This is a genomic window from Desulfospira joergensenii DSM 10085, assembly GCF_000420085.1.
Taxonomy (GTDB): Bacteria; Desulfobacterota; Desulfobacteria; order Desulfobacterales; family Desulfobacteraceae; genus Desulfospira; species Desulfospira joergensenii.
The window spans coordinates 592265-614213 of the sequence record NZ_ATUG01000003.1; the positions used below are offsets into that span (position 1 = coordinate 592265).

The following is a 21949-nucleotide window of genomic DNA, read 5'->3' on the forward strand; positions in this document are numbered from 1 at the left end:
TTTATTCTAATTTTACTTTAACAACATTTGAAAGCTTACTGAGATTTTTGTCTTCATCCCATGAACATAGTGCAAAATAATATATTCCAGGCTTTAAACTTTTGATATCCATATGTTTTTTTATTCCAAAATAATTATGCGGGCTTAAAGTTTTAACCGTAAAAACTTCCTTTGTCCCCGCCCTGGAGGGTATGGGTTCTCCAAAAACATGTTCAGCCATCCAAAAAGAGTCGATTTCATTCCAGTCAGGATCCCAGAGAGTTGTTTTCAGCAATTCTGGTTTAAAAATTTTGCTTGAAGGTTTGTAATAGTTTTGTTTTAACCGCTTGCCATTCAAAGACAAAAGAACGGAATCCTCAACCTGCTTAACGATTCTGCGTTTTTCCGATACTCGCCCAGGATGATCTGTTGGTGCAAATTCAACAATCGGTTTCTTGCTGTATTTTAAGAAATACCTTTGGGCAGTCCCTTTATCGCTGTCATCTTTCGGGCTTGTCCAGGAAAGGGTAATCCCTGAACGATCTGCTATTATTAACTTCAGATCGGTGACAGCTTCAGGAGGGAAATCGGTTTTCTTTGGTACAATTTTTTTCTGCCAGTATCCGGTCTGAAGGAACCAGTCCTTTTGATATGAATTTTTTCTTTTTTCCTCAAAAATGTCGTATCTTCGTTTTACACTAGGCCAACCCGTATAGTGAAATAAAATCGGCCACATCTGAATATGCCTGTCATGACGCTGTGGAACAATTTTATCGATATTGTCAAACCAGCGATTCGGCATGGATGTCGATTTATTTATCATTCCAAGCCTTGGGAAAAATAATACATGGTGGCTGAAATAGTCTGCCATTCCCCAGATCCCGTCAAGGATACGTTCATCACCATACGCCTTAAACGCCTCATGCAGTGTCATGACCCCTTGGGCTTCCATCCATGTCTTGGCTTTTGATTTTATAACCTCCTGATTCTCACGTAAAAGATCAATATCCACGTTTTGACTTATTTTGTTCTGAAGCTCTTTGGAAAAGATCCCCAGAACTTTTGATGGTTTCGGGTTCCAGCTTGTGAGCTGACCGTGCCGGTGACGCAGAAGCCCGAGCATCCGTCTGATCTGCCAAATTGCATACTGATTATAGGTTTCATTACCGGTGGCCTGATAGCCGGCCAGAGTTGTGTAGAGCATCCATGTATAGACTCTGCTGTAATGACCTCTCCTTAACGCATCCGGATCTTTTTCAAAATAATCAACCGAATCCAATCCCCTGGTTTTTCTTTTAAAAATATGTTTGTGCTGGAAATTGACCGCCCAGTTCACAAAACCATAAATGGAATCAAGAGCTCTTCTGTCACCCGTAAGATAATAATATTCAAAAAGTCTGAAAAGTGCATAATGTTCCATATCGGGAAGCCACTTGTACATATTTAGATAGGTTTTTCCACCCCCTTTTTTTTCTGTATCCCTCCACAGATAGAAATTCTTGGGCCCGAATCCAGAAATTCGATCCCAATTTTTAAAAAAATTATCGATTTCCTTTAAGGATTTGGTATTGGAATTCCACTCTGGAATATTGTTCTTGAACGCCCACCCAGGATTATGGGCAATCGTCCATCGGCTTTTGGCAATATTTTTCTCAAAATCCACAAGATCGCCGCTTCTCATAAAGCTGAGCCATCCTGAGTTCAGACTCTCATGATGACCTCCCGAATTATATCCATGATTTTTCCCGTAAAGTCTATATCCAATCATAGAAGGTTTAAAATGCTTTAATTCTCTCAATGACTTGTCAGGAAGAATTTTATCCGGGGATATCTCAAAATACCAGGTTTCCGTTGCAGCCACCCAGTTAGAATGGGCATACGCAAATAAGGGAAAATTAAATGCCCGAAAAATATCTCTGATTTTATATTTATCTTTCTTTTCATCATGAAAATAGTATAGGACATCACTGATTGATCGCTCTCCAAAATCCAGATCATAGGCTTTTGATTCGGCACTCAATATATATTTTGAAGGATTTGCATGGAGTAAGACACGAAGTTTGTTGTCTTTTATTTCAATTGCTTTAGGAGCTTCCTGCCAAAAGTATTTAATACCAATACCAAGCCCCCCCTTCTCGTTGGAAAAGTCTAAGAATACGGCTTTTCTGCCTTCATTGAAAATTTCAGCTTCTTTGTGGCGGCTGTTTACACCGGAAAAAACATATTTCCCGGGTTCGGCAAATTTACGTCCCTTCTTTTTTACATTCACCCCTAAATTTTGAAAGAGAAGGCTTTCTCCACCATATTCTTTTGTTGATAACTCGAAGTCTCCGTCTTTCTTATACCCTCCGGCTGTTACAAAGATATTCCCGTTAAGGCTTAAAGTATGCTGCAGTCCTGCTTCAATAAACATACGATTGGAAAACGGCATCTCTATCTCAGAATTGTCGATTGAATGTTCTACCTTTATGAAAGATTTATTCATATAAAAATGAAGGCGGGTTGTGTAGTTGTAAAATCCGCTTTTGAGAATGCCTGCACCTGTTTTTTGCGATAAAAATTTTCCTTTAAGAAGAACAACAGCATGCAATGGACCTTCATCCTCTACCAAAACATCATCATAGATATTTCTGGAACCCGAATATTTCTCCTCTTTTATAAATATTTCTTCTAAATTTTTTTTATGCACCCAGCCATGTGTATTCCATGAGTCTCCTTTAAAGTGCTCCATATAATCAATATTCCCCGACCGGATAAACGGTCCGCTGTATTCTTTATTATTGATTATCTCTTGATCATTGACCGTGACTGAATCAAAAAGACTTCCGCCTCGTGTTTTTGATATGGTGACACATAATTTGCCTGTCGTAACAATTAAACGTTTGTTATTCTCATCAATTTGTATGGGATTCTCTAAATTGAATGGATGGGACTTATTGGTTAAAAAAACCAATTTTTCTTCATTTCCTTTGAGATCTATTTGAAAATCTATCAACACCCAGCGAATAGATTTGTCTCTCGCATAATAGCGGCTAAGTGCCTTGAACTGACAGGGAATTTGTTTGCCTTCACTATTGATTAACGAAAGTTCGTCAGTTTTATGCACAATCCCGTATGGAAGGGGTACACCACTGGTCACAGGCCACTTTACACGACCGACACCTGAATTATCTCTAATGCTTAACGGCAACGTAAAAATTCCGTTTTTAAATTCAAACGATTTCTGGACGGACGCATGTGACACAGTAAAATTGGCTGCTAGTGCAAAACAGGCGACAATAAGAATGAATAAAATCTTAAGTCGCATCGTTCAATTCAATTTCTCCATATCCAGTCTGAATGCCATTACGACCAACGGTCTTTTATAGTCCCCAGTAACAAGCAGGAAAACCTTATTCCAGGCATCATAAACCATCATATAATTCATCTTCTGAGGAGGGAGGTCTGCACCCACAATCTTAATGTATTTGTTCTCTTCATAATCGTATACAAAAGTGCTGGCAGATTCCGGGGGAATTGATTTGGTTTTTTCTGAATTATCCTTTTTGAATTTTCGATTATCCGGGACAATCAAAAAGACGCCATTATGAGTATCAAAGGCCACTGGAAAATGCTCATCCTTAGGGCAGGTATCTCCTCCTGGTATTTTTTTTTCCCATTCACCTTTTTCTCCCAGAACATCGCCCGGTTTGTAGATCCAGACATCATTAGTATAACGAGAGTTTCCGAACACTGCAAAAACCTTATGTTTACTGTCATACTCCATATTATAGTGAATCCCATGGTGGCTTTCTTTTGTTGCCTTTATCCACTCGTCTCGATCCGGACCAAGTTCCCAGATCCCTTTTCTATATGCTGTGATAACATCCCGGTCACTGTCATATGAAGACGCTGCCGCAAAAAATTTCGGAGATTTTTTATTGCTTGAATTTACAAAAATTCTCCATTGATGTGTCTCCAGTTGATATATCCAAGTCGGATGAATTTTGGGGCCTTTAATTGTTTTTCCAATAGAATTATGTGCTGGGACTGCTGTAACAACCAGAGAATCTGTTAAGGAATCATAGAGAATATTGTCAAAGGTATGCATGGCCCATGGGAGAATCTTCTTGTTCCCGCAAATGGCGTTTCCTGATTCATCTGTACGGTAAGTTTCTTTTGGCGCAGGCGGATAGTACGAACGCCAAATTCCGTCAACAGGATCAAATACATGAACACTATTATCCCAGTCGTAACCGTGGGTATTGGATCCGAATATGATCAAATTATGCCGCTTTGAATCATAGGCGATGCCCGCATGAGCCTGTCTTATGAAGGATCTCCCTCTGTAGATTTCAACCCATTTATTCGCAGGCAATTCTTTCCGATGTTTCAAACCCGGTGAAACCAGTGGTAGAATCATTTTTGAAGTAAAAACACCAACAAACGGCTTAGAATCGAGAAAAAAAAGGCCTGTAGCAGCACAGGCCAAAACAAAAAAAATGGTGACAATCCATTTCATCACATATAATTTTCATACCACAAATTCAACATCATAACTGTCCACAGCTCAGTGGCCCTGTTCCGCAGGCCCTTCTGATGCTCACCCCAAATGGTATTCAGATATTTGGAATCCAAGTATGTCTTACTGGCACGTCCTTCCAGTACAAGGGACCTGCTGTATTCTTTCAGATCTGAACGCAGCCATTCAAGTATGGGAACACCGAATCCCATTTTTTTCCTATATAGAATTTTTTCCGGGACTTTACTTTTTAAGGCTTTCTTAAAAATATGTTTCCCATCCGTACCAACCAGTTTCATTTTGGAGGGAATCTTTGCCACATATTCCATAAACACATGATCAAGAATGGGACAGCGAACCTCCAGAGACACAGCCATACTGGCCCTGTCCACCTTGGTCAGAATATCTTCGCAAAGGTATGTTTTGATGTCCAGGTATTGAATCTTTGAAAGGTGATCTCTGGCTGGTGCAGTCCGATAAAGATCGTGAAATAATGTTTTTGTATCATATCCCCCAAGGGACTTTTTAAAATCATCATTGATCAGGTGACCTTTTTCTTCTTCGTGGAAGCCGCTCATTGAAAAGAAATAGGCGTCAACCGGATCTCTGGCGACATTTGAAATAAAAGCTTTCCCCCTGAATATCTGGGGTAAGAAATCTGCTTTGGGATATAGTCGGCCAACTCCGCCAAAAACATATTTCCGTAAAGGGCCGGGAACAATATTCCGAATAAAATTTTCCCGCATGTCAAAATAATACCGCCTGTATCCCGCAAAATTCTCATCGCCTCCGTCACCGGATAAAGACACTGTCACATTTTTCCGCGCCATTTGTGAAACGTAATAAGTGGGGACTGATGATGAATCGGCAAAGGGTTCATCGTAATGCCAGGCAAGCTTTTCAATGACAGACAATGCGTCCGGATTTACATGAAATTCGTTATGATCGGTTTCAAATAGCCCGGCAATCTTCCTCGCATAATCAATCTCGTTGTATTTGGCAACACTGAATGATATGGAATTTGTTTTTACCGGCGTATCAGAGAATCCTGACATCATGGCAACCACGGCAGAGGAATCCACTCCCCCGGAAAGAAATGCCCCCAACGGTACCTCACTGATCATCCGCATCCGGGTGGCATCTTCCAAAATGGATATCATCTCATCCATCATCTGATTTTCAGTGTATTCATGTTCAGGAAAAAATGAAAGATCCCAGTATGGCCTCACCTGGATATTCTCTTTTGAAACGACGGCATAATGGGCAGCCGGCAGTTTGTGGATATTTTTAAAAATACTTTTGGGCGACGGTACATATAGAAGAGAGAGATAGTCGGAAAGAGCCGTTTCATCAACCTGTCTTTCAACATTTGACAACTCAAGTATGGCTTTTATTTCAGATCCGAATATTAACCTGTTCTTATCTTCAAAAAAGTATAATGGTTTTTTACCTAATCTGTCCCTTGCGAGTAAAAGTTTCTGCCGGTTCTGATCCCAGATCGCAAAGGAAAACATTCCTCTCAGCTTTTCAATAATCTTCTCTCCCCATTGTTCATACCCATGAACAATGGTTTCTGTATCGGAATTTGTTTTAAATTGATGTCCAATTTTGACCAGTTCATCTTTTAAATCCTGAAAGTTGTATATTTCACCGTTAAACACGATCCATATACTTCCGTCTTCATTACACAGAGGCTGCTGACCCGTAGCAAGATCTATAATGCTCAGCCTTCGATGCCCAAGGCCAACATTTCCAGTCATGCCTTCCCGGAGCCTTTGATTCCTTTTGATACATAGGTGATGAAGAGGAATGTCCTGGCGGCTGGTGCCTTCATCTTGATCTGCATTGATGAAATATCCCTCTTCATCAGGGCCACGGTGGGCCAGTGTACGGGTCATACTAACTAAATGGTCAATATCAACACAATCGCCGCTCCGGTGGAACATACCCGCTATACCGCACATCGCTCTTTACTCCTTGCCAAACATTCATTAAAAACGGAAATAACTTCATCTGACACATGATTCCAATTTCTCTTCCTGGCGTGACTGATAAGCAGATTCTTATCCCAATCCTTTTCAAGACCATATATTACTGCCTGACAAAAGCGCTCATCATCACCAAAAGGAACTATGGTGCCAAGCTCATCTTTATAGATAACCTCCCTGTTTCCTCCTACATCCGTGGAAATCACTGGAGTACCACATGCAAGGCTTTCCATGAAAACATTGGCCCACCCCTCATTGCTTGTGGGAAGAACGAAAAGATCTGCGGCAGAATAATATTCAGATAATCTTCCAGGATCAACTGCTCCGATAAAGCGAACATTGTCTTCCAGGCTTTTCTCAAAAACTTTATTTTTCAATTCTATGGAATAGTCTCCCTCTACAGAAGCTCCCCCCACTACCAGATAAATCACGTTGCCAAATTTTTTAATAATTTCAGGAAGTATCCGGATTACTCTGTGAAACCCTTTTCTGGGAACAAGTCCTCCCACGGATAAAAGTATTCTGGCTTTTTCAGGAAGCATTAAAACCGATCTAGCTTTTAATTTGCCAACAGGAGAAAATTTATCTGTATCAACACCATTTGGGATCACCCTAATTTTATCGGATCCAGCACCAAGTTTTTGCGCAACTTTTCCAAGGGAGTTGCTAACACTAATCACTTGAGAGGCCTTTTGCAAAGCCCATTTCATCTGAAACCGTCTCGACAGTATTTTGGAATACGGCAACTCGGTTCCCCTCAAAGTGATGGTAAAGGGGACTTTGAACGCTTGAGCTAACAAGGCTGCTGCCACACCATCCGGAAAGGCAAAATGAGCGTCAATCAGATTAAAATCATAAGACCGTCTAAATTTTTTAAGAAACGGATACAGGCTTACAAAATATAAAACACTGTCGGCCGGTTTAAAAGTTCCTGGAAAACAAAGGAAAGGTGGGTGATCAATCTTAAATTCTGGCTCTATGAGACCATAACACGGTTTCGCTGGCCTGAATTCCTTTTTAAACCGCCTTGCAATCGGATCAATGGGTGAAAATGGAACAGGCGCAACAACTCTTACCATTTCATTCCTTGCGACGTGTTTCATCCGTTCTTTGATGAAAAGTCCTAAAAAAGGTTGCTGCAAATTTGGAAAAACAGAAGAAAGGGTAAGAATTTTCATATTTGATTTCTCTGTTCAGCAATACCGCGATAAAGAAAAATTTTCATTAAAACACACAATGATACGAGGTGATAAAAATAATCCCAATAGGCAACACCAAGAAATGCCCCACCAACCGCATAGGCCAATAACGAAATCTGGACTGCCCGAGCATAGTCTCGAACCCATAGAAATCCTTGAACATACTTGGACAAAGATCGAAGTCTTCCAAGCACGTACATGGTGCCAAAAAGTAAAGAAAGCCATAAAATTAATGCGATATAGCCATGTTCACCCAAAATTTCGAAATATGCGCTGTGAACATCTTGTCCATGTAATCTAAAAGTTTCAAATCCACCGCCTGTGAATGGGTGTTCTTTTGCTCTGCTAATAGCATATTTCCAGGCATAAATTCTTCCCATTGCAGATTGGTCTTGTTCATACGTCTGGATTGTTTCCATCCGATTAAACCATTCTTCAGGAAGAAAGGACATTAGCGCTTCCTGTGGGACAACAGCAATAATCATCAACCCAACAACTGCAATCGGTAACATCCGCCATTTTTTTTTAGTGCTCCATATTATCGCAGATAAAACAGTTACAAGAGTTATTAAAGCCCCGCGTGACCAAGTGCTTATTATTGAACAAATAGAAAAAAAGAAAACTATATAAAACGAATTTTTAATAAATTTACTCTTAAACTCTGAAGCTCCCAAAAGAATTAAAGGCAGCACCATATTCAGCGCGAGACCAATTTCATTATTCCCAGCATAAAAGGTTCCGTCAGGCCCCTGAACCTTATAGGCAAATCCGTGAGAAAAGGCAAAAAGGCCTCCTTTAAATCCGACAAACCCAAAACTAACCGCGAAAACAATAATCAACCACTTCATTTTTTCTTTTGTATTGATCATCCAGAAAGTCGGAAAAATACTGATGTATATTTTTAAAACTTTTATCCACTGCTCTTTAGCTGCATAAGGAACATCGGGATGCAAATGAGTCGTCAAAGTAAACCAGGATAGAAGCATCAAAAAGAAAATCGTTTCCCGGGTCCAGGGAAACGGCTGACGATCTTTTCCGTTAAGGACCATCCCTAAAATCACGGAGAGAAATACAATAAAATATAGCGGCATTGATCTGGTATACCCCCAGGCGTATCGATGGGGATTAAGGTATGTAAATAAGGCTAAAGCCAAAACTCCCATCCAGGGTCTGAACAAGCCCAAATAGATGGAGGCGCCAGTTATGACGAGGACTAGTAAATCTCTCATCTGTTTATGACTTTCAAAGCTGTCTGATTAATTTCTTTTGTTTTTTCAGCTATGGATTGCCAAGAAAAATTTTTTCGGACCCGTTTTAAACCATACTGTCCCAACTTCATGGATAAATCTTTATTAACAAGTATTTTGTAAATACAATTTGTTAATTCCTCCACGGAAAGACCATCAATCCTGAAACCAGTCTTTCCATCTATTACCGCGCCCCCAGTTCCACCGGCAATTCCAGCAATAACAGGCTTCCCGCAGGCATTGGCCTCGAGAAATACCATGCCAAACCCTTCTGTATCCCCATTGATTTCACGATTGGGCATTACCAATAGATCTGCAGCATTATACCACTTGGGAAGATCTTCCTCACTAACATGCCCAAGAAAATGAACATTTTGCACGATTTTCTTATCTTGAGCCAACTGTTCAAGATAAAATTTATCTTCCCCAATACCAATAATCGCGTAATGTACATCCAATCCCATTTTTTTTAAATTGGATAGTGCTTTGATTGTATGATCAAATCCTTTACGTCTGGTTAGCCGACCGACAGATAGCAATAGTTTGAAGTTTCCTGATCCACCGATTATTTTTTCCAGATCCTGAATCCCCACACCTGGTTTAAAGCATTCAACATCAACACCCGGCGAGAGAATTACAATTCTGGATTCAAGAACTCCTATTTTTAAAAGTTCCTGTTTTGTGAACTCACTATTAGCTATAATTTTATCTGCTTGTCTGTAAGTATAAGTCATCACTCGCAATTTGACGGGCTGCCGCCACGTTGTAATTTCCTCACCGTGTGCGTAAATAATCAGGGGGATATTAAACAATTTTGCGACACAATATCCAACAAACCCCTCTGGAAGGACACGACCAGCATGAACTATTTGAAATCGATTTTTTAATCCAAGCTGAAAAGAGTTCCACAGCAATTTTAAATACATAATCAAGGATTCAGGTTTTAACCATGAAAAACGTAAAAGATCAATACGATGGATTGTATTTTTATGGTTCTTGTCATGGTTTTCTGCACCCGGGACTTTTGCGGTAATAATATGAATATTTTTCCCGCCTAAAAGTTGGTACACTTTATCAAACCAGACGGCAGTTCCACCCTTTGTGGGCAAAAACAGTTCAGTTATCACAAGAATTGAATTAATCATTTAGTTTCCCATTTATTGCTTTATCCATTATCCTTTTATGATGGACAAAAGGTCTTTTAGACTTAAAAGTTTAGGTTGCTCAATCAGCAAAGGCAGCACGGCTAAAATCGCTTTAGTTTTGGATTCGCTTTTTAAGTAAGCATATGCAAGATCCAACCTAGCCCTTCGAATGGATTGATCCAATCCTCTTTCCATCCCTTTTGTCCTAAGCCTCCCTTTCAATGAGTTCAATGCTTCAACAGTCTGTTTTTGGGCTCGGATGGGATCTGACCGGGTAAGACTTTGATTGTGAATATTGTATACTGCCATTGGTTTTGTAACCACACCCGCACGACTGCTTCGATCACAAAGACGAATTAGCATGTGGACATCTTCACACACTTGAAAATTGGTAGAGTATCCACCTAAAGCACAAAAAGTGCTTTTGGGTATGCTAATCGTGTGGGTGTCCCCAAAATGCTCTTCTATGAAAATAGGGAAACATTCTTTTTCCATCGTAAGAGTAACCTTTCCCTTGTTTTTTTCCAGCAATTTACGGCCAATGCCAGAACTTTCCATGGACCGTCTAAGCAAAGCACCATCCGGTCCTCTGTATTCAAAATCGCCGGTTAAAAAATCAAACGAAACTTGGGAATTTATCATATCAGCATGCCATTTTAACCTGTCCGCGTAGTATATATCATCGGCATCTAAGAATGCCAACCAGTCACCTGATGCTGCTTGGGCACCTGTATTTCTTGCGGCCGAAACTCCTGAATTTTCTTGAAAAATATAAGAGATTTTCCCCTGCATTTTGCTTACGACATCACGCGTATCATCTATAGATCCGTCATCGACTACGATGATTTCGTACGCTGGCCAGGATTGTTTCAAAACAGAATCCACAGCTCGGCTTATTGTTTCTGAACAATTGAAAGTTGGGATGATAACTGAAAAACGCGGAGAAAAATTCATAAATGGATTTTCTTGTTATTAATCAAATAACTGTCGTTTTTGTTTGCGATGCTTCAAAACCAATTGAATGATACTATGCACAAAAATAAAAAAGGGCGTTAATCCAGATAACCAGCCGGCCAAAGAACTATGTTTGTCTTCCTCTATGCGCGCTATCCATCGAGGAAATCGATAAAAAAAAGATTTCGAGATCAAGACTGCATCTTTTCTTGACATCATATCAGCCAATTTCTCTGTAGATAAAAATATAAGATTCGGGTGTAATTTCAAAGCTCGTTCAAAGAATCTATCCAACTCTTTTAATGCATTATTTGCTTCATAGGAATTTTTTATAAAATTATACCTGTGCGTTTCAATCAAGGTGGGACGTCCAGTCTCCGTCTTTTTAACCAAGGCGCCAATTGCTTTTTCTAGTTTGTGTCCCAAATAAGGCTCAAAATAGTTATCCCTTACAATATAGATTAATCCTGATTTACTTTTATCACCGTTTCGGATCTTACCACCGCAGGGTTGCGGTCGCCCATTTGAATCATATGATTCAAACCGTTTCCCAGGTGTAACAACAATTTTAATGCCTGCCTTAGCCCACGCACTTTCAACAACCTTTGTCCATATAAATGCCGGTGGAACTACAACCATCGGATACAAACCTGAAAATCTTCTGAAAGCCTCCACTTCTTTACAAACAGCCTTATTAATATCAGCCTGTGAGATTCTTTCCAACGATATTTGTTCATTAACAGTCCAACGACCTTGCAACTGCTGGGGTAACTCCTCAGTGCGAGGGAATGGTTTGCTCTTTATCCATGAAGAAATTTTATTATTATTTTTTGCACTCTCAATCAGTGAGACAGGCCAGAAATGATCCATAGCGTGGAGTTGGAGTGAAAAACACCCTGCCTGTTCTCCACTTTGCATCACGGCCACGAGATCCTTGAACGAAGAACTTGTAAGAAAGTGTCTTCGAATTTTATCGACACCTTCTCGGTTGGTATAAATTTCATAAGGAGTTGACAGGACAATTCCCAGGGTCATAACTGCCGGATGCCCGCGATAATCCGTGTGGTTTTTTAATATTTTGGCAAGTTCGCCCAGTGAGGCAACGTCTCCTGAAGGCCCTGGGCTCCAATCATCGCTTTCAATAATCAGCACTGGCCGGTGGAAAACAGGCTCACGACAGAGGGGGATCACGTTACTGTAAAAATATCTGACTGCGACAACAAGCCAAAAACCAACAACAATAGTTAGCAGGATATAAGTAAAATCCAAAAAAAATTAATCTTTTTATATGATCAATATTAAGCGTTTATCCAAAAAACACCTCATCCATTCGTCGAGTCAGTCCATCGCATAGATCCCGAATGTCCTTTCTGATGTTTTGAGGCCGTTTTTTCTTAATTGAGCTTTTAAAAACATCTATGACCATTCTATTTTTAAAATCTAATCCGCAAAATTCGAATAGCCCCTTGAATTCTTTTTGTGGATCCCTCACAAGGCTTTCATATTTTATCAGCCTTACTCTACTATTGGTATCAAGCTTTTGATCAAAAAATAAAATATTTCTATAATACCACTGCAATGCGGAAGCAGAGGCGTCATCAATGGAGTCATCAACCAGTGAGTTTACCAATTGATATGTTGAATCACTCATGGCTTCAGACAACCAACCTGCCTCTTCAGGACTTTCCGCTATCCGTTTTGCCTGCTTTGCCATGTTATTGAAAGAGCGCATCATTGAATTAACAACATCATCGTAATTTCTATAAACCCATATGCCCTGGGAGTGATGGAAATTTTCCAAATTGGTTTTAAGGCGTTGGGATTCACATAAAGACTTGATGATAAAAACCGGCGCCTTTGACTGAGAAAAGAGCCTTTGAATCGTGGAAATATCACGCATAATATAATTTTGAAAAGCTCTTGGATCTGTTTCATGGTAAACATCCGATTTCAGGCTCTTTTCAAAGATATCCATCACCATATTCGTCCCTGACCGCTGGTTACCTGCAACGAATATAACTTTTTTCGGTGGGCTTTCCTTCATGCCTACAGAATAACGATTATTAATAATCTGATATCCGGCTTTTAACTTTAAAAAAATATCTTTTTTAATTCTTTTGGTATTAACCATGGCCATCGACCTGTTTTAATCAATAAAAAAATCTAATTATACCCCAGTATTTTCTGAATGGGTCGAATCTTATCAGTTATTTTCTCAATTTCCTTAGGATTCTGGGTTCTCCATTTGCCGAGTTCGGGCTGGCCTTTTACAATGCTTGTCGGATGTTTGAGAAGGCTTTGGCATCTTTTACGGATACTGTCTTCAAATGGTAACCCCAGTTTATTAAATACATCCCGGAATATTTCCTCTGCATGTGTAAATAAATTTTCATACCGAATTTGTATCCATTGATTTTCCGGGATTATTTTTTTTGCTTCTATTGCCATTGAATTTGCAGACATCCATTGGAAAGCACACACATCCTCTATCGGAGCTTTGTTATAGCCCTTCCATCCAGGAGGAATGAAAAAGCGCCATTGGGTGAATTCCCCGTCATTGATCTCAATCTTATGGGGGAAATTCCCATAAAACTGTTCCAATCCGAAATGATCACCTAACCTCCACCCCTCAATCAACGAATTGATATTATCCCTCCCGTCTCGATGGATATATATGAATCTGGCCTTTGGAAAGAGTTTATTTAAAAAACCAACTCGAAGTATATTTATACAGGTCTTATCGAGCACTTGTCCGGGGCCTATGCGTTGATAAAAATACTTCAAGGCCGAATACCGGTGTTGGTCTTGGACGTGTTCAGCACCAGCAGCTTCCGATTCCCAGTCATTGTGATTAGGTCCCCAGAGACTGGTCCAGAATTGTGGTATCTCAAATCCAAAAGTTTTCAATTTGCTAGATTTCATAAGCGTTTCATATGTGACCGTTGTACCAGACCTGGAACAGCCGATAAGGAAAACAGGATCTTTCTCAACCGGTTTAGTAAACTCCCAATATATTCCTTTCAGCCAGTAACGAAACAAAAGAGCATTTTTTCTCCTTATCTCCGGATAAATCAACTTATATATATTTTTTACAGCAGCCATGTAAAATCCATTATCCTATTTTTGCACATGCAGAATTTTCATTGTTTTATTTGAATCATAATAAAATCTGAGCATCAATTCTGGCAAGCAATTGTTTGTTTTTAAAAATTTATTAACCATTCATCACCGTTGTCTCGTCCTAAATCGCCATGCCATTGATCCTTTTACCCGGTTTAAAATTTCGGCAAAACATTTCCATCTGCAATGTTTGATGCCTGTATCATACCCCATTTTTTTTAAGGTTTGACCGGCGATCTCATATGCAATTGCCTGGTTAGCTGGTGAAAGCGTCTTTTTCCATTTATATGTATGCTCGACTAATGGTCTGCTTTTAAGATTCTCATGTATTCCATCAATACGGTTCCCCACCATGGTATCAGCACGATCACCGTAAGACATCAACATTCCATTTTCATAATCGATTTTAAGAAATTTACATATTCGTTGTAATTCAAATGCCGGTTTGGTAACCAAATCTTCAAACCGAATTTCCATATAACGATACGCGGGCAACATGGCTAACATTTTCCGGGCGCAACTCACACGCTGGTCCCAAGACCGTATTGCGGTTGTAAAGTCATCCGGCCCCCACCACCTCTGAATGATGGAATTTGCGACATCTCTTCCATCCCTCACAAGATGAATAAACCTGCATTCTGGAAACATTGTGTTTAAGATGTGCAAATTATCAATGTATGCAGGGGTTTTATCCCCCCACCACAATGCCCCTTTAGAATCAGCATAAACTGAATATATGGTATTGATTGTATTTTCAAGCGTATCACATGAACTAAGATCAATATCTTCTTCTTTAACCTGTATATCCCAGTCCCGAACAGACGGTTCATTAAGAATATTTCGAACCAAACTTCGTCGTGTTTCGACTTCCGAAAAATCGCCAAAAGATTTACGGTTTAGATAATATCGAGTAAAAAATTTTGATTCATAAGGCATAGCAATCTTAGAGTGGGCATCTATCATCATATTCAGTAGCGTAGTGCCAGATCTGTCAACACCAATAATAAAAATTGGTGAGTTCCTATTCAAAACATTCCCTCAAGCATAATATATTGAAACAAATCCTTCCGATTAGCAGCAATATTACCGTAAATACCAAGCGATCTAAATATGTCATAACAAATCGTTAATTTCTAATCTTTTAGATATAATCTCAGTTTGTATCAAATACATCCCCGATAGATGATAGTTCCGAATTGAATCATGAAATTTCTAATCTTTATTTGGAATTTGAGTTGCTAAAATTTTAACAACGACATCATAATTTTTTTGGATAATAAAAGAAACAAGACCTATGCTTGGTAGGCAGACAAATAATAAATAAAATAATTGCATCAAATATATTTCTGGAAAATAAATATTCTTTAAAATAGTGTATATCGGCCGGTGGAAAAGATACATACAGAAACTTGAATAACTTAAATAATAAATAACTTTTTTCTTGATTCTCGACGTAATTTTAAAAGCACTAAATGCCTTCAATAAAAAGAATGGTACCGTTGCAACCATTGGGGTGGCCAAAATACCATCGAATTGTCCATGAAAGGAGAAAGACATCAAAATGCTGCTTAACGTAATTATTAAAAGATAGGTTGTGTTATAGATAATATTATTGCAACCAGAATATATTCCAAAAAGGAACGCTGGAAAGTATATTATAATCCTTATATCGATTAAATTTTGGAAATCATTAAACAATAAGATTGCTATCGAAATTATAAAATAACAAATTATCAACCGATAAATTTTTCCATTTTTACATCCAGTGAGTACCAAAGGAGATAAAAAATAATAAACCATCAGCATCGTTATAAACCATAAAGTTAAGGGTGCTGGTTTGATGAACATAGAAACGAGTAGCGCGGCTTTAATTAAATCAAAGGTAGAGGAAATACCAAAAATCCAAAACAAAATGATAGATAGCAAATATAAAGGATATATCCTAAGAACTTTTCTACGATAGAATTGTAGCAACGCGTCTTTTTTAAATGCCACTTGGTTTAAAGCAATAAGGTGGCCAGACAAAAAAATAAACGTGCCGAGTATGATCTGTGTAAGCTGGTAGGAAAATATGTTTTTAGAGTTGGACGCCGTTTGAGTATAGCCTACCAAGTGCCAAAAGCCAACTATATAAAGAATGCAAGCTCCTCTTAATAAATCTATGCCAATTTTTCTTTCCAAGACCTTATACCTTTGATAACCTATCGGCCGCTGTTGAGCCGCTCGACCATAAGCGGTGTTAAATAATGATTTAAATTCCGCTTGGTCGAGTCGGCTCCAACGCCATTGATAGGCGGAGCGTGAGCGGAGCCTGTCAATGGCGCTGGAGCTTTGCTCAACAGCGGCCGATAAAACGGACCGTGAAGCGTAGCGCAGCGGAGCTCACGGTCCGTTTTATCTATATCATAGAGGGAAAAAGGTTCTAATAAAAAATTTGATATAAGTAGGTTTAGGTTTTAGTTTCACTGCCTTTATCAAATATTTCAATGAGGTAATTCTGCTTCCTTTTGAAAGATGGTAATATGAGGTATTAAAATAGGATCTAGCCAAACTGCTTTTTATTTGATTTTCCCACACTGACAACTGACCATATTTTTGTGAAGCGCCGTATAATTTTTTTTTTATGCACAAAAGCTGATTCATTTGGGCCTGCCTTTGTTCTGGATTTGAAACCTTACCTTGCCCCTCACATCTTTGCAGGTATAAACCATTCTTGATGAGTGCAAATCTCTTGTTTAAAGCCACACCATAAAACGCCCATTCTGAATCTCTAAGAGGCCCTGTAATTCTTTTCCTTCCTTCAATGAAATCTTTATCTCTTATTTTAGAGTAGCACCGAAATCTAAATGTACTGACAGCATGCCAAGTCTCACGCCTGACCACGGCCCTTTGGAATGCCATAGGTACTGACTGCAATAGCTCTCCGAAAAGCCTATCATTAAAAAAATGAACATTTTCCTTGGTTGTTGGGCCAAAGGTTCGTTTTAAAATCTGGTCCAGCGATTTTTTTTGCGCCTGATTAAAATATCTGGCCCGACTACCGAAACCCTCCACTCCCAAAAATACGATATCAAGCTCAGGATTCGATTCAAAAAGCTCCATTACATTCTCTATTCCATCTGGTGCCAACAGATCATCATCGTCAAGATGGACAATGAATTCAGAAGTAGCATATTCTACACCCTGATGCCGTGCCCAAGCTAGCCCTTTGGATGATTCATTGAATAGCACTTTCAATTCTATACTGAATTGTTTTTTTAATAGTTTTTCATCCACCGGTTTGACAGAACCATCGTCTACGACAATTACTTCTGAAGGTTTCACGGTTTGTTTTTCAAGCGAAGACAATGCCTCCTGCAATAAATCAGGTCTATTATGGGTTGGGACAATTACTGATATGGAGTTCATAAAAATTACAAATTAACAAATCACATTCAAAAACCGATATAGCCTAATAATTCGCCTGCGGATGCAGATAACCGTACCAGATAATATCGCCTCTTTGTAGAACTGTGCAAAAATATAATTGTCCTTGACAAATATACCAGCAAATTGGTGGCACCGTACCGAATTTTGTATTTTCCGGGCAACTCGCCATGTTTGAGCCTGGCCACTGTTTTTGATCTTTTGAATGCTTTTTCCATTAAATATTTAAGCTTAAATCTTTTTTGATCGACATAATGATATTGTGTTATCTCAGGTATATATTGAAGAATGAGCCCCTTTGATAATGCACGATTCACCCAGTCATAATCTTCTGATCCCCCTAAATCATGACCAGAAGGCCCTAGTTGGCTAGAAAATAATCCAACTTTATTAAGAATTTCACGCTTAACAATAAGATTGCCACCACCCGGCACAGCCTGTCCACATCCGAGTCTTTTAGTGCTTGTTCCGAGATCAAATTTTGGAACAGGTAAAGGATAAATTTTAAAAGGACCCTCATCCCTTACCCATGAGGGTTCTGAACCGTCCCAGTCAGGCAATATTCGTCCACAAAAAAAATCGGTTTCTGGATAAGACTGAATCGATTTAACAATAGCTGAGAAATAATTTTTATCAACCCTATGGTCATCATCCACAAAAGCGATAATGGGGCAGGATAAATTAGGAATCGCACTGTTCAATCCGTTAGATTTACCGATTTTATCCTCAGTAACCAGTTTTACAGGTATCAGGCGCTTTTCTTTTGTCTCTTTTTGATAAGACTGAACAAGTTCAATTGTATTATCATTACAAGCGTTTGCAACAACAATCATTTTAAGATCGAAATTATTCGGTTTTATTGACTCATTTATTGACTTTAAAGTTTTAGCTAAAAGCGATGCTCGGTTATGAGTACAAATTAAAACTTCAATGGCTTTATGTTTCCTTTTGGGTTTCGGCAAATGAATTCATCCTGTTTTTTGGTTGACTTCATCCGCTGTTTTCCACCTCAGATATCGTCCCCATATCATTCCAATAGAATGAAATACATTCATCGCCTGTCTTACGGTATTCAGATCCCGAAAGAATAAACTTTTAATTGTTTTATAAAGATGTTTCATCATATTGATGACCATAAAAAAAGGGACTCCTAAAAAAGTAGATTCAAAATTAACGGGTTGGAATTGCCCCTGTTTTCTTCCGGCAATAAAATGTAATTTAAAAAAGTATCTTCGTTTCAACCGCCATGGTTCAGGATAGTGGTTCACAACCATGCCTGGACAGTATCTGATTTTTGTACCTCTATCCAACAACTCAGAAAACATAATCATATCTGACCCCCCACCTATGCCCTTACCCTTTCTGTTATACCTTTTGTCAAATTTAAGGCCATCTCTGAAAAGCTCTGTCTTATAACCAATATTAGCCGTCCATAACGGTGTACTTTTATCTTTAATCCAAAAAGGCTTATCGCCATAATCAACTTCTGCTAAAAAACCCAAAAGCTCTTCATTCAGCCATTTTGGCCTTTTAATTACAGAAAAATCATTTTTTACCTTTCCTCCTACGCATTCAGCATTATTTTCCTCAAAACATCTAATTGCAGCCTCGATAAAACCTTCCCTCGGCAACTCGTCATCGTCCATAAATATCAAATATTCACTATCTAAAGATTCTTGTAAAGCCCTATTCCGGGCCTCAACTATACCTTGATGAACTTCTTTGACGAACCTCAGAGAAACACCTGGTTGAGTTTGTAATTCAATCAGTCGCTTCTCAGTGTCATCTGTGCTGTTGTTATTGATAATAAGAATGTCATAATTAATAGAACTGTCCTGACTACGAAGTGCTTTTATCAGTGGTTTTAGATTTTCAGCCCGATTGTAGGTGCACACAGCTACCGTTAACGAAATCAATGTTATTCCCCCCATTAGTAAACAATGGATTGTAACTGCTGAATAATTTCTATCCGTTGCTTTATCATCATTTCCCGAAATTTCTTATTCATTTTATTCGAAGAGTGTCCTATCGTATAGTTCATCTGCTTTAATGCTTCTTCTAACAATTTTTTTCTTTGTTTCAAATCGAACTCAAATTTTCCCCTACGGAGAAAGGTCAATCCTCTTCAGTAATGGTGAATATGTATAAAATCTTGCCCTATTTTCTTTATCCAGTATTGGAACACTTCAGATTCATTGGGATGGAATCTAGCTTTACAATACCTTGGGAATGCTGAGTATTCTTCAACAGTTGAGAAGGCCCAGCCATTACCCCTATTAGGAAGTTTTGTTTTGTTTTTATTCGCAAAAGAGCTTTCGCAGGATAGCGATAGGCTCAATAGAACAATAAGCAGAAACCAAGTTATTATTCGCCACATTATCTTAACCCTTTGACTAATTTAAATTTCTACCCTGATTTGTAAAAACTATTGACGACCTCTATTCTCAAATTCAAGTTGCTTTTTAGTTGTGCTTTTATTTCCAATGCCTCAAGGCCAGGAACAAAATTAAATATTCGTGTTTGAGATATTTTTGGAACTTCCAGTTCACAATCGGATGTTATCATTAGCCTATAGGTCTCTTTTTGAATTATCACGCGCTTTGAGGATTCGTAAAACACAGGTTCTTTGCTCGTTGATATCAAAGGAAGTACATAATAGAGTGCGCCGTTTTTGGGGATATTTTTAACGAAAACACCAATTTCTAAACATTTCTTTGTAAAACGATAGATCAATCTGCACTCCACATCCCCTACTTCAGGAGATTGAAGATTTCTGTTCACCAATTTTGAAAAAGACCTAATTGCAACACTTTCGGAATCAAAACTTGATTCCATTTTAGATGATAAATCGATTGTATTCGTATATTTCCCATTTTCGATCGCACTCTTACCAAACAAGTTAAAAACATTTGAATAAAGAGGAGGATCCTTTTCGAATTCCACTCTTGGCGTCAGAGTTTTATCGAATTCCCCCTTTGCTTTTTGCATATCCCCAGGTTCTACTAAGTGATAAATACTCATGCTGCCCGAAAATAATAATCCTACGTCTCGATGCCAGAGAAGAGATAGGGCACCTCCACTTGCATGTCCTGCTATCCATCTCTTATATGGGAAATCATAGCTAGTTATCGTAGCCCTCCAAGGACCATAGGATACCAAATTAGTATTAATCTCCGGGAAGAAGCGGCTACCATATTCTTTTTGGCAGGGAAGATCCCTTGTACCTTTTTCATATCGGGGCACGCCGTGATCCAAAACAATTGCAAGGGCTTTAGCATGACAGAATGTGTGATGTAAAGATGATTTTAACCCACGGTGATAAAAATCGGGACCGCTGGTTAATATCCCGTTATGGGTACAGGTCTCCAAAAGTTTTGTATTTCTGTATGCAGCTTCCATGAAAGCCGGTGAACGGTCTGCCAGAAGCGCATAGGCAGGTTGGCATCCATCCGAAGTTCGACTCCCCCACCAAGTCCATTTATAATTTCTAGTGCCCCAGCTATTATCCCAACCGCCATCCGGTAGCATGAATTCTAAGTGTATCTGTAGAGATTCAACAACCTTATCTATGACTTTCGTGTCTTTTTCAAGCAAGCCGTATAGTGTTAACGAAGGAAGTGATTCCTCAACATTGTACCCAAGGTCAATAGGATAGCATCCATTGGGGCTGATATTTAGAGGAAATTTCTTATTGTTTCTGCCCTCTCCATAAAGAAAATTATCATGCTCAGTAAACCAGGACAATAAACCGTGAGCCAACTCCTTACCTCTATCAACAAATTTCGGGTTGTTTAGCATTTTCCCCAAGAGGACCATGGCAAATGCATTGGCAGCAGGATAGTTGATATTAGCAAAATTCAAATTAATCGTATCAGACAACCATTGACCACTTAATTGCAGCCGCTCCATCCAGGCGTCTACAGTACTATCGTTTAAAATCTTGCCATGGTGAAAGATAGCTAGAGCCATCGCTGTCGTTATAAATACAGTAATCCCCTGCCATTTTTCATTTATATCGTTCTGCCAAGAGCCGTCAGGATGCGCAACATTCAGAAGAGACCAGTTCATAACTTTCAAAGCAGCTTCCAGGAAACGTTCGTCTTGGTAATGGTCGGCATACCAGAGAAACGGGTATACCGAATCCCCGCAGCGTCCCAAAATACGTTCATCCCCCGGACTCCACAAACCACCATCCCTGGATGAATCTTCTGGTTTGGAAACCTGAAACAATAAAAGACCTTCACACCATGTGGAAAGAAGGTCCTCAGCCATTGACAGAAACTTTTGTCTTTGATCTATCTCAAATTCATGACTGCCAGCACATATGGGCATGCTGCTTGAAAGTCCTGCTATGATACCTAATTTTAAAAATTTCCTACGCGTCAGCACT

The 21949-nt window shown here is 39.1% G+C and carries 16 protein-coding genes; all 16 read right to left on the reverse strand.

Features of this window, described 5'->3' with window-relative positions; all coding sequences use genetic code 11:
- Position 1: 1 nt before the first annotated feature.
- Positions 2-3286 carry an exo-rhamnogalacturonan lyase family protein gene (locus F608_RS0126820; RefSeq protein WP_022668844.1) on the reverse strand — a complete coding sequence of 1095 codons (3285 nt, stop codon included), beginning with the start codon at positions 3284-3286 and terminating at the stop codon, positions 2-4.
- 3 nt (positions 3287-3289) lie between these two features.
- Positions 3290-4480, reverse strand: a complete 1191-nt coding sequence (locus F608_RS0126825; RefSeq protein WP_022668845.1) for a Kelch repeat-containing protein — start codon at positions 4478-4480, stop codon at positions 3290-3292.
- Positions 4480-6444 carry an asparagine synthase (glutamine-hydrolyzing) gene (asnB, locus tag F608_RS0126830; RefSeq protein WP_027363164.1) on the reverse strand — a complete coding sequence of 655 codons (1965 nt, stop codon included), beginning with the start codon at positions 6442-6444 and terminating at the stop codon, positions 4480-4482. The genes F608_RS0126825 and asnB overlap by 1 nt, the downstream gene beginning before the upstream one ends.
- Entirely contained in the window at positions 6432-7646 is a 1215-nt protein-coding gene (locus F608_RS33555) for a glycosyltransferase (RefSeq protein ID WP_022668848.1), read from the reverse strand. The genes asnB and F608_RS33555 overlap by 13 nt, the downstream gene beginning before the upstream one ends.
- Positions 7643-8896, reverse strand: coding sequence for a putative O-glycosylation ligase, exosortase A system-associated (locus F608_RS33560; protein WP_022668849.1), 1254 nt, complete (start codon positions 8894-8896; stop codon positions 7643-7645). Before F608_RS33560 ends, F608_RS33555 begins: the two co-directional genes overlap by 4 nt.
- Entirely contained in the window at positions 8893-10059 is a 1167-nt protein-coding gene (locus tag F608_RS0126845; RefSeq protein ID WP_022668851.1) for a glycosyltransferase family 4 protein, read from the reverse strand. The genes F608_RS33560 and F608_RS0126845 overlap by 4 nt, the downstream gene beginning before the upstream one ends.
- 27 nt (positions 10060-10086) lie before the next feature.
- Entirely contained in the window at positions 10087-11013 is a 927-nt protein-coding gene (locus F608_RS0126850) for a glycosyltransferase family 2 protein (protein WP_022668852.1), read from the reverse strand.
- A gap of 18 nt (positions 11014-11031) precedes the next feature.
- Positions 11032-12282 (reverse strand): hypothetical protein, encoded by a 1251-nt coding sequence (locus tag F608_RS0126855; protein ID WP_022668853.1) that lies wholly within the window; start codon positions 12280-12282, stop codon positions 11032-11034.
- A 37-nt stretch (positions 12283-12319) separates the two neighbouring features.
- Positions 12320-13144, reverse strand: a complete 825-nt coding sequence (locus tag F608_RS0126860) for a sulfotransferase (RefSeq protein WP_022668854.1) — start codon at positions 13142-13144, stop codon at positions 12320-12322.
- Between the two features lie 32 nt (positions 13145-13176).
- Positions 13177-14115 carry a sulfotransferase family protein gene (locus F608_RS0126865; RefSeq protein WP_022668855.1) on the reverse strand — a complete coding sequence of 313 codons (939 nt, stop codon included), beginning with the start codon at positions 14113-14115 and terminating at the stop codon, positions 13177-13179.
- A 123-nt stretch (positions 14116-14238) separates the two neighbouring features.
- The gene (locus tag F608_RS0126870; RefSeq protein WP_022668856.1) at positions 14239-15162 is read right to left on the reverse strand and encodes a sulfotransferase family protein; all 924 of its coding nucleotides are present in this window, start codon (positions 15160-15162) and stop codon (positions 14239-14241) included.
- Positions 15163-15345: 183 nt separating this feature from the next.
- Positions 15346-16314 (reverse strand): acyltransferase family protein, encoded by a 969-nt coding sequence (locus F608_RS0126875; RefSeq protein ID WP_022668857.1) that lies wholly within the window; start codon positions 16312-16314, stop codon positions 15346-15348.
- A gap of 222 nt (positions 16315-16536) precedes the next feature.
- A complete protein-coding gene (locus F608_RS35400) occupies positions 16537-17541 on the reverse strand; it encodes a glycosyltransferase family 2 protein (protein ID WP_084681293.1) in 1005 nt (334 codons plus the stop codon).
- A gap of 26 nt (positions 17542-17567) precedes the next feature.
- Positions 17568-18521: a glycosyltransferase family 2 protein gene (locus F608_RS0126885; protein ID WP_022668859.1), complete on the reverse strand. Its 954-nt coding sequence runs from the start codon at positions 18519-18521 to the stop codon at positions 17568-17570.
- 6 nt (positions 18522-18527) lie between these two features.
- Positions 18528-19475: a glycosyltransferase gene (locus tag F608_RS0126890; protein ID WP_027363167.1), complete on the reverse strand. Its 948-nt coding sequence runs from the start codon at positions 19473-19475 to the stop codon at positions 18528-18530.
- Between the two features lie 490 nt (positions 19476-19965).
- Positions 19966-21948 (reverse strand): ulvan lysase-like protein, encoded by a 1983-nt coding sequence (locus F608_RS33570; RefSeq protein WP_153307615.1) that lies wholly within the window; start codon positions 21946-21948, stop codon positions 19966-19968.
- Position 21949 lies beyond the last annotated feature (1 nt).

What these genes read in the sequence shown, in the direction of transcription:
- F608_RS0126820 (WP_022668844.1), bottom strand. Translation starts at nt 3,286, where the DNA reads ATGCGACTTAAGATTTTATTCATTCTTATTGTCGCCTGTTTTGCACTA.
- F608_RS0126825 (WP_022668845.1), bottom strand. Translation starts at nt 4,480, where the DNA reads ATGAAATGGATTGTCACCATTTTTTTTGTTTTGGCCTGTGCTGCTACA.
- asnB (WP_027363164.1), bottom strand. Translation starts at nt 6,444, where the DNA reads ATGTGCGGTATAGCGGGTATGTTCCACCGGAGCGGCGATTGTGTTGAT.
- F608_RS33555 (WP_022668848.1), bottom strand. Translation starts at nt 7,646, where the DNA reads ATGAAAATTCTTACCCTTTCTTCTGTTTTTCCAAATTTGCAGCAACCT.
- F608_RS33560 (WP_022668849.1), bottom strand. Translation starts at nt 8,896, where the DNA reads ATGAGAGATTTACTAGTCCTCGTCATAACTGGCGCCTCCATCTATTTG.
- F608_RS0126845 (WP_022668851.1), bottom strand. Translation starts at nt 10,059, where the DNA reads ATGATTAATTCAATTCTTGTGATAACTGAACTGTTTTTGCCCACAAAG.
- F608_RS0126850 (WP_022668852.1), bottom strand. Translation starts at nt 11,013, where the DNA reads ATGAATTTTTCTCCGCGTTTTTCAGTTATCATCCCAACTTTCAATTGT.
- F608_RS0126860 (WP_022668854.1), bottom strand. Translation starts at nt 13,144, where the DNA reads ATGGTTAATACCAAAAGAATTAAAAAAGATATTTTTTTAAAGTTAAAA.
- F608_RS0126865 (WP_022668855.1), bottom strand. Translation starts at nt 14,115, where the DNA reads ATGGCTGCTGTAAAAAATATATATAAGTTGATTTATCCGGAGATAAGG.
- F608_RS35400 (WP_084681293.1), bottom strand. Translation starts at nt 17,541, where the DNA reads ATGAACTCCATATCAGTAATTGTCCCAACCCATAATAGACCTGATTTA.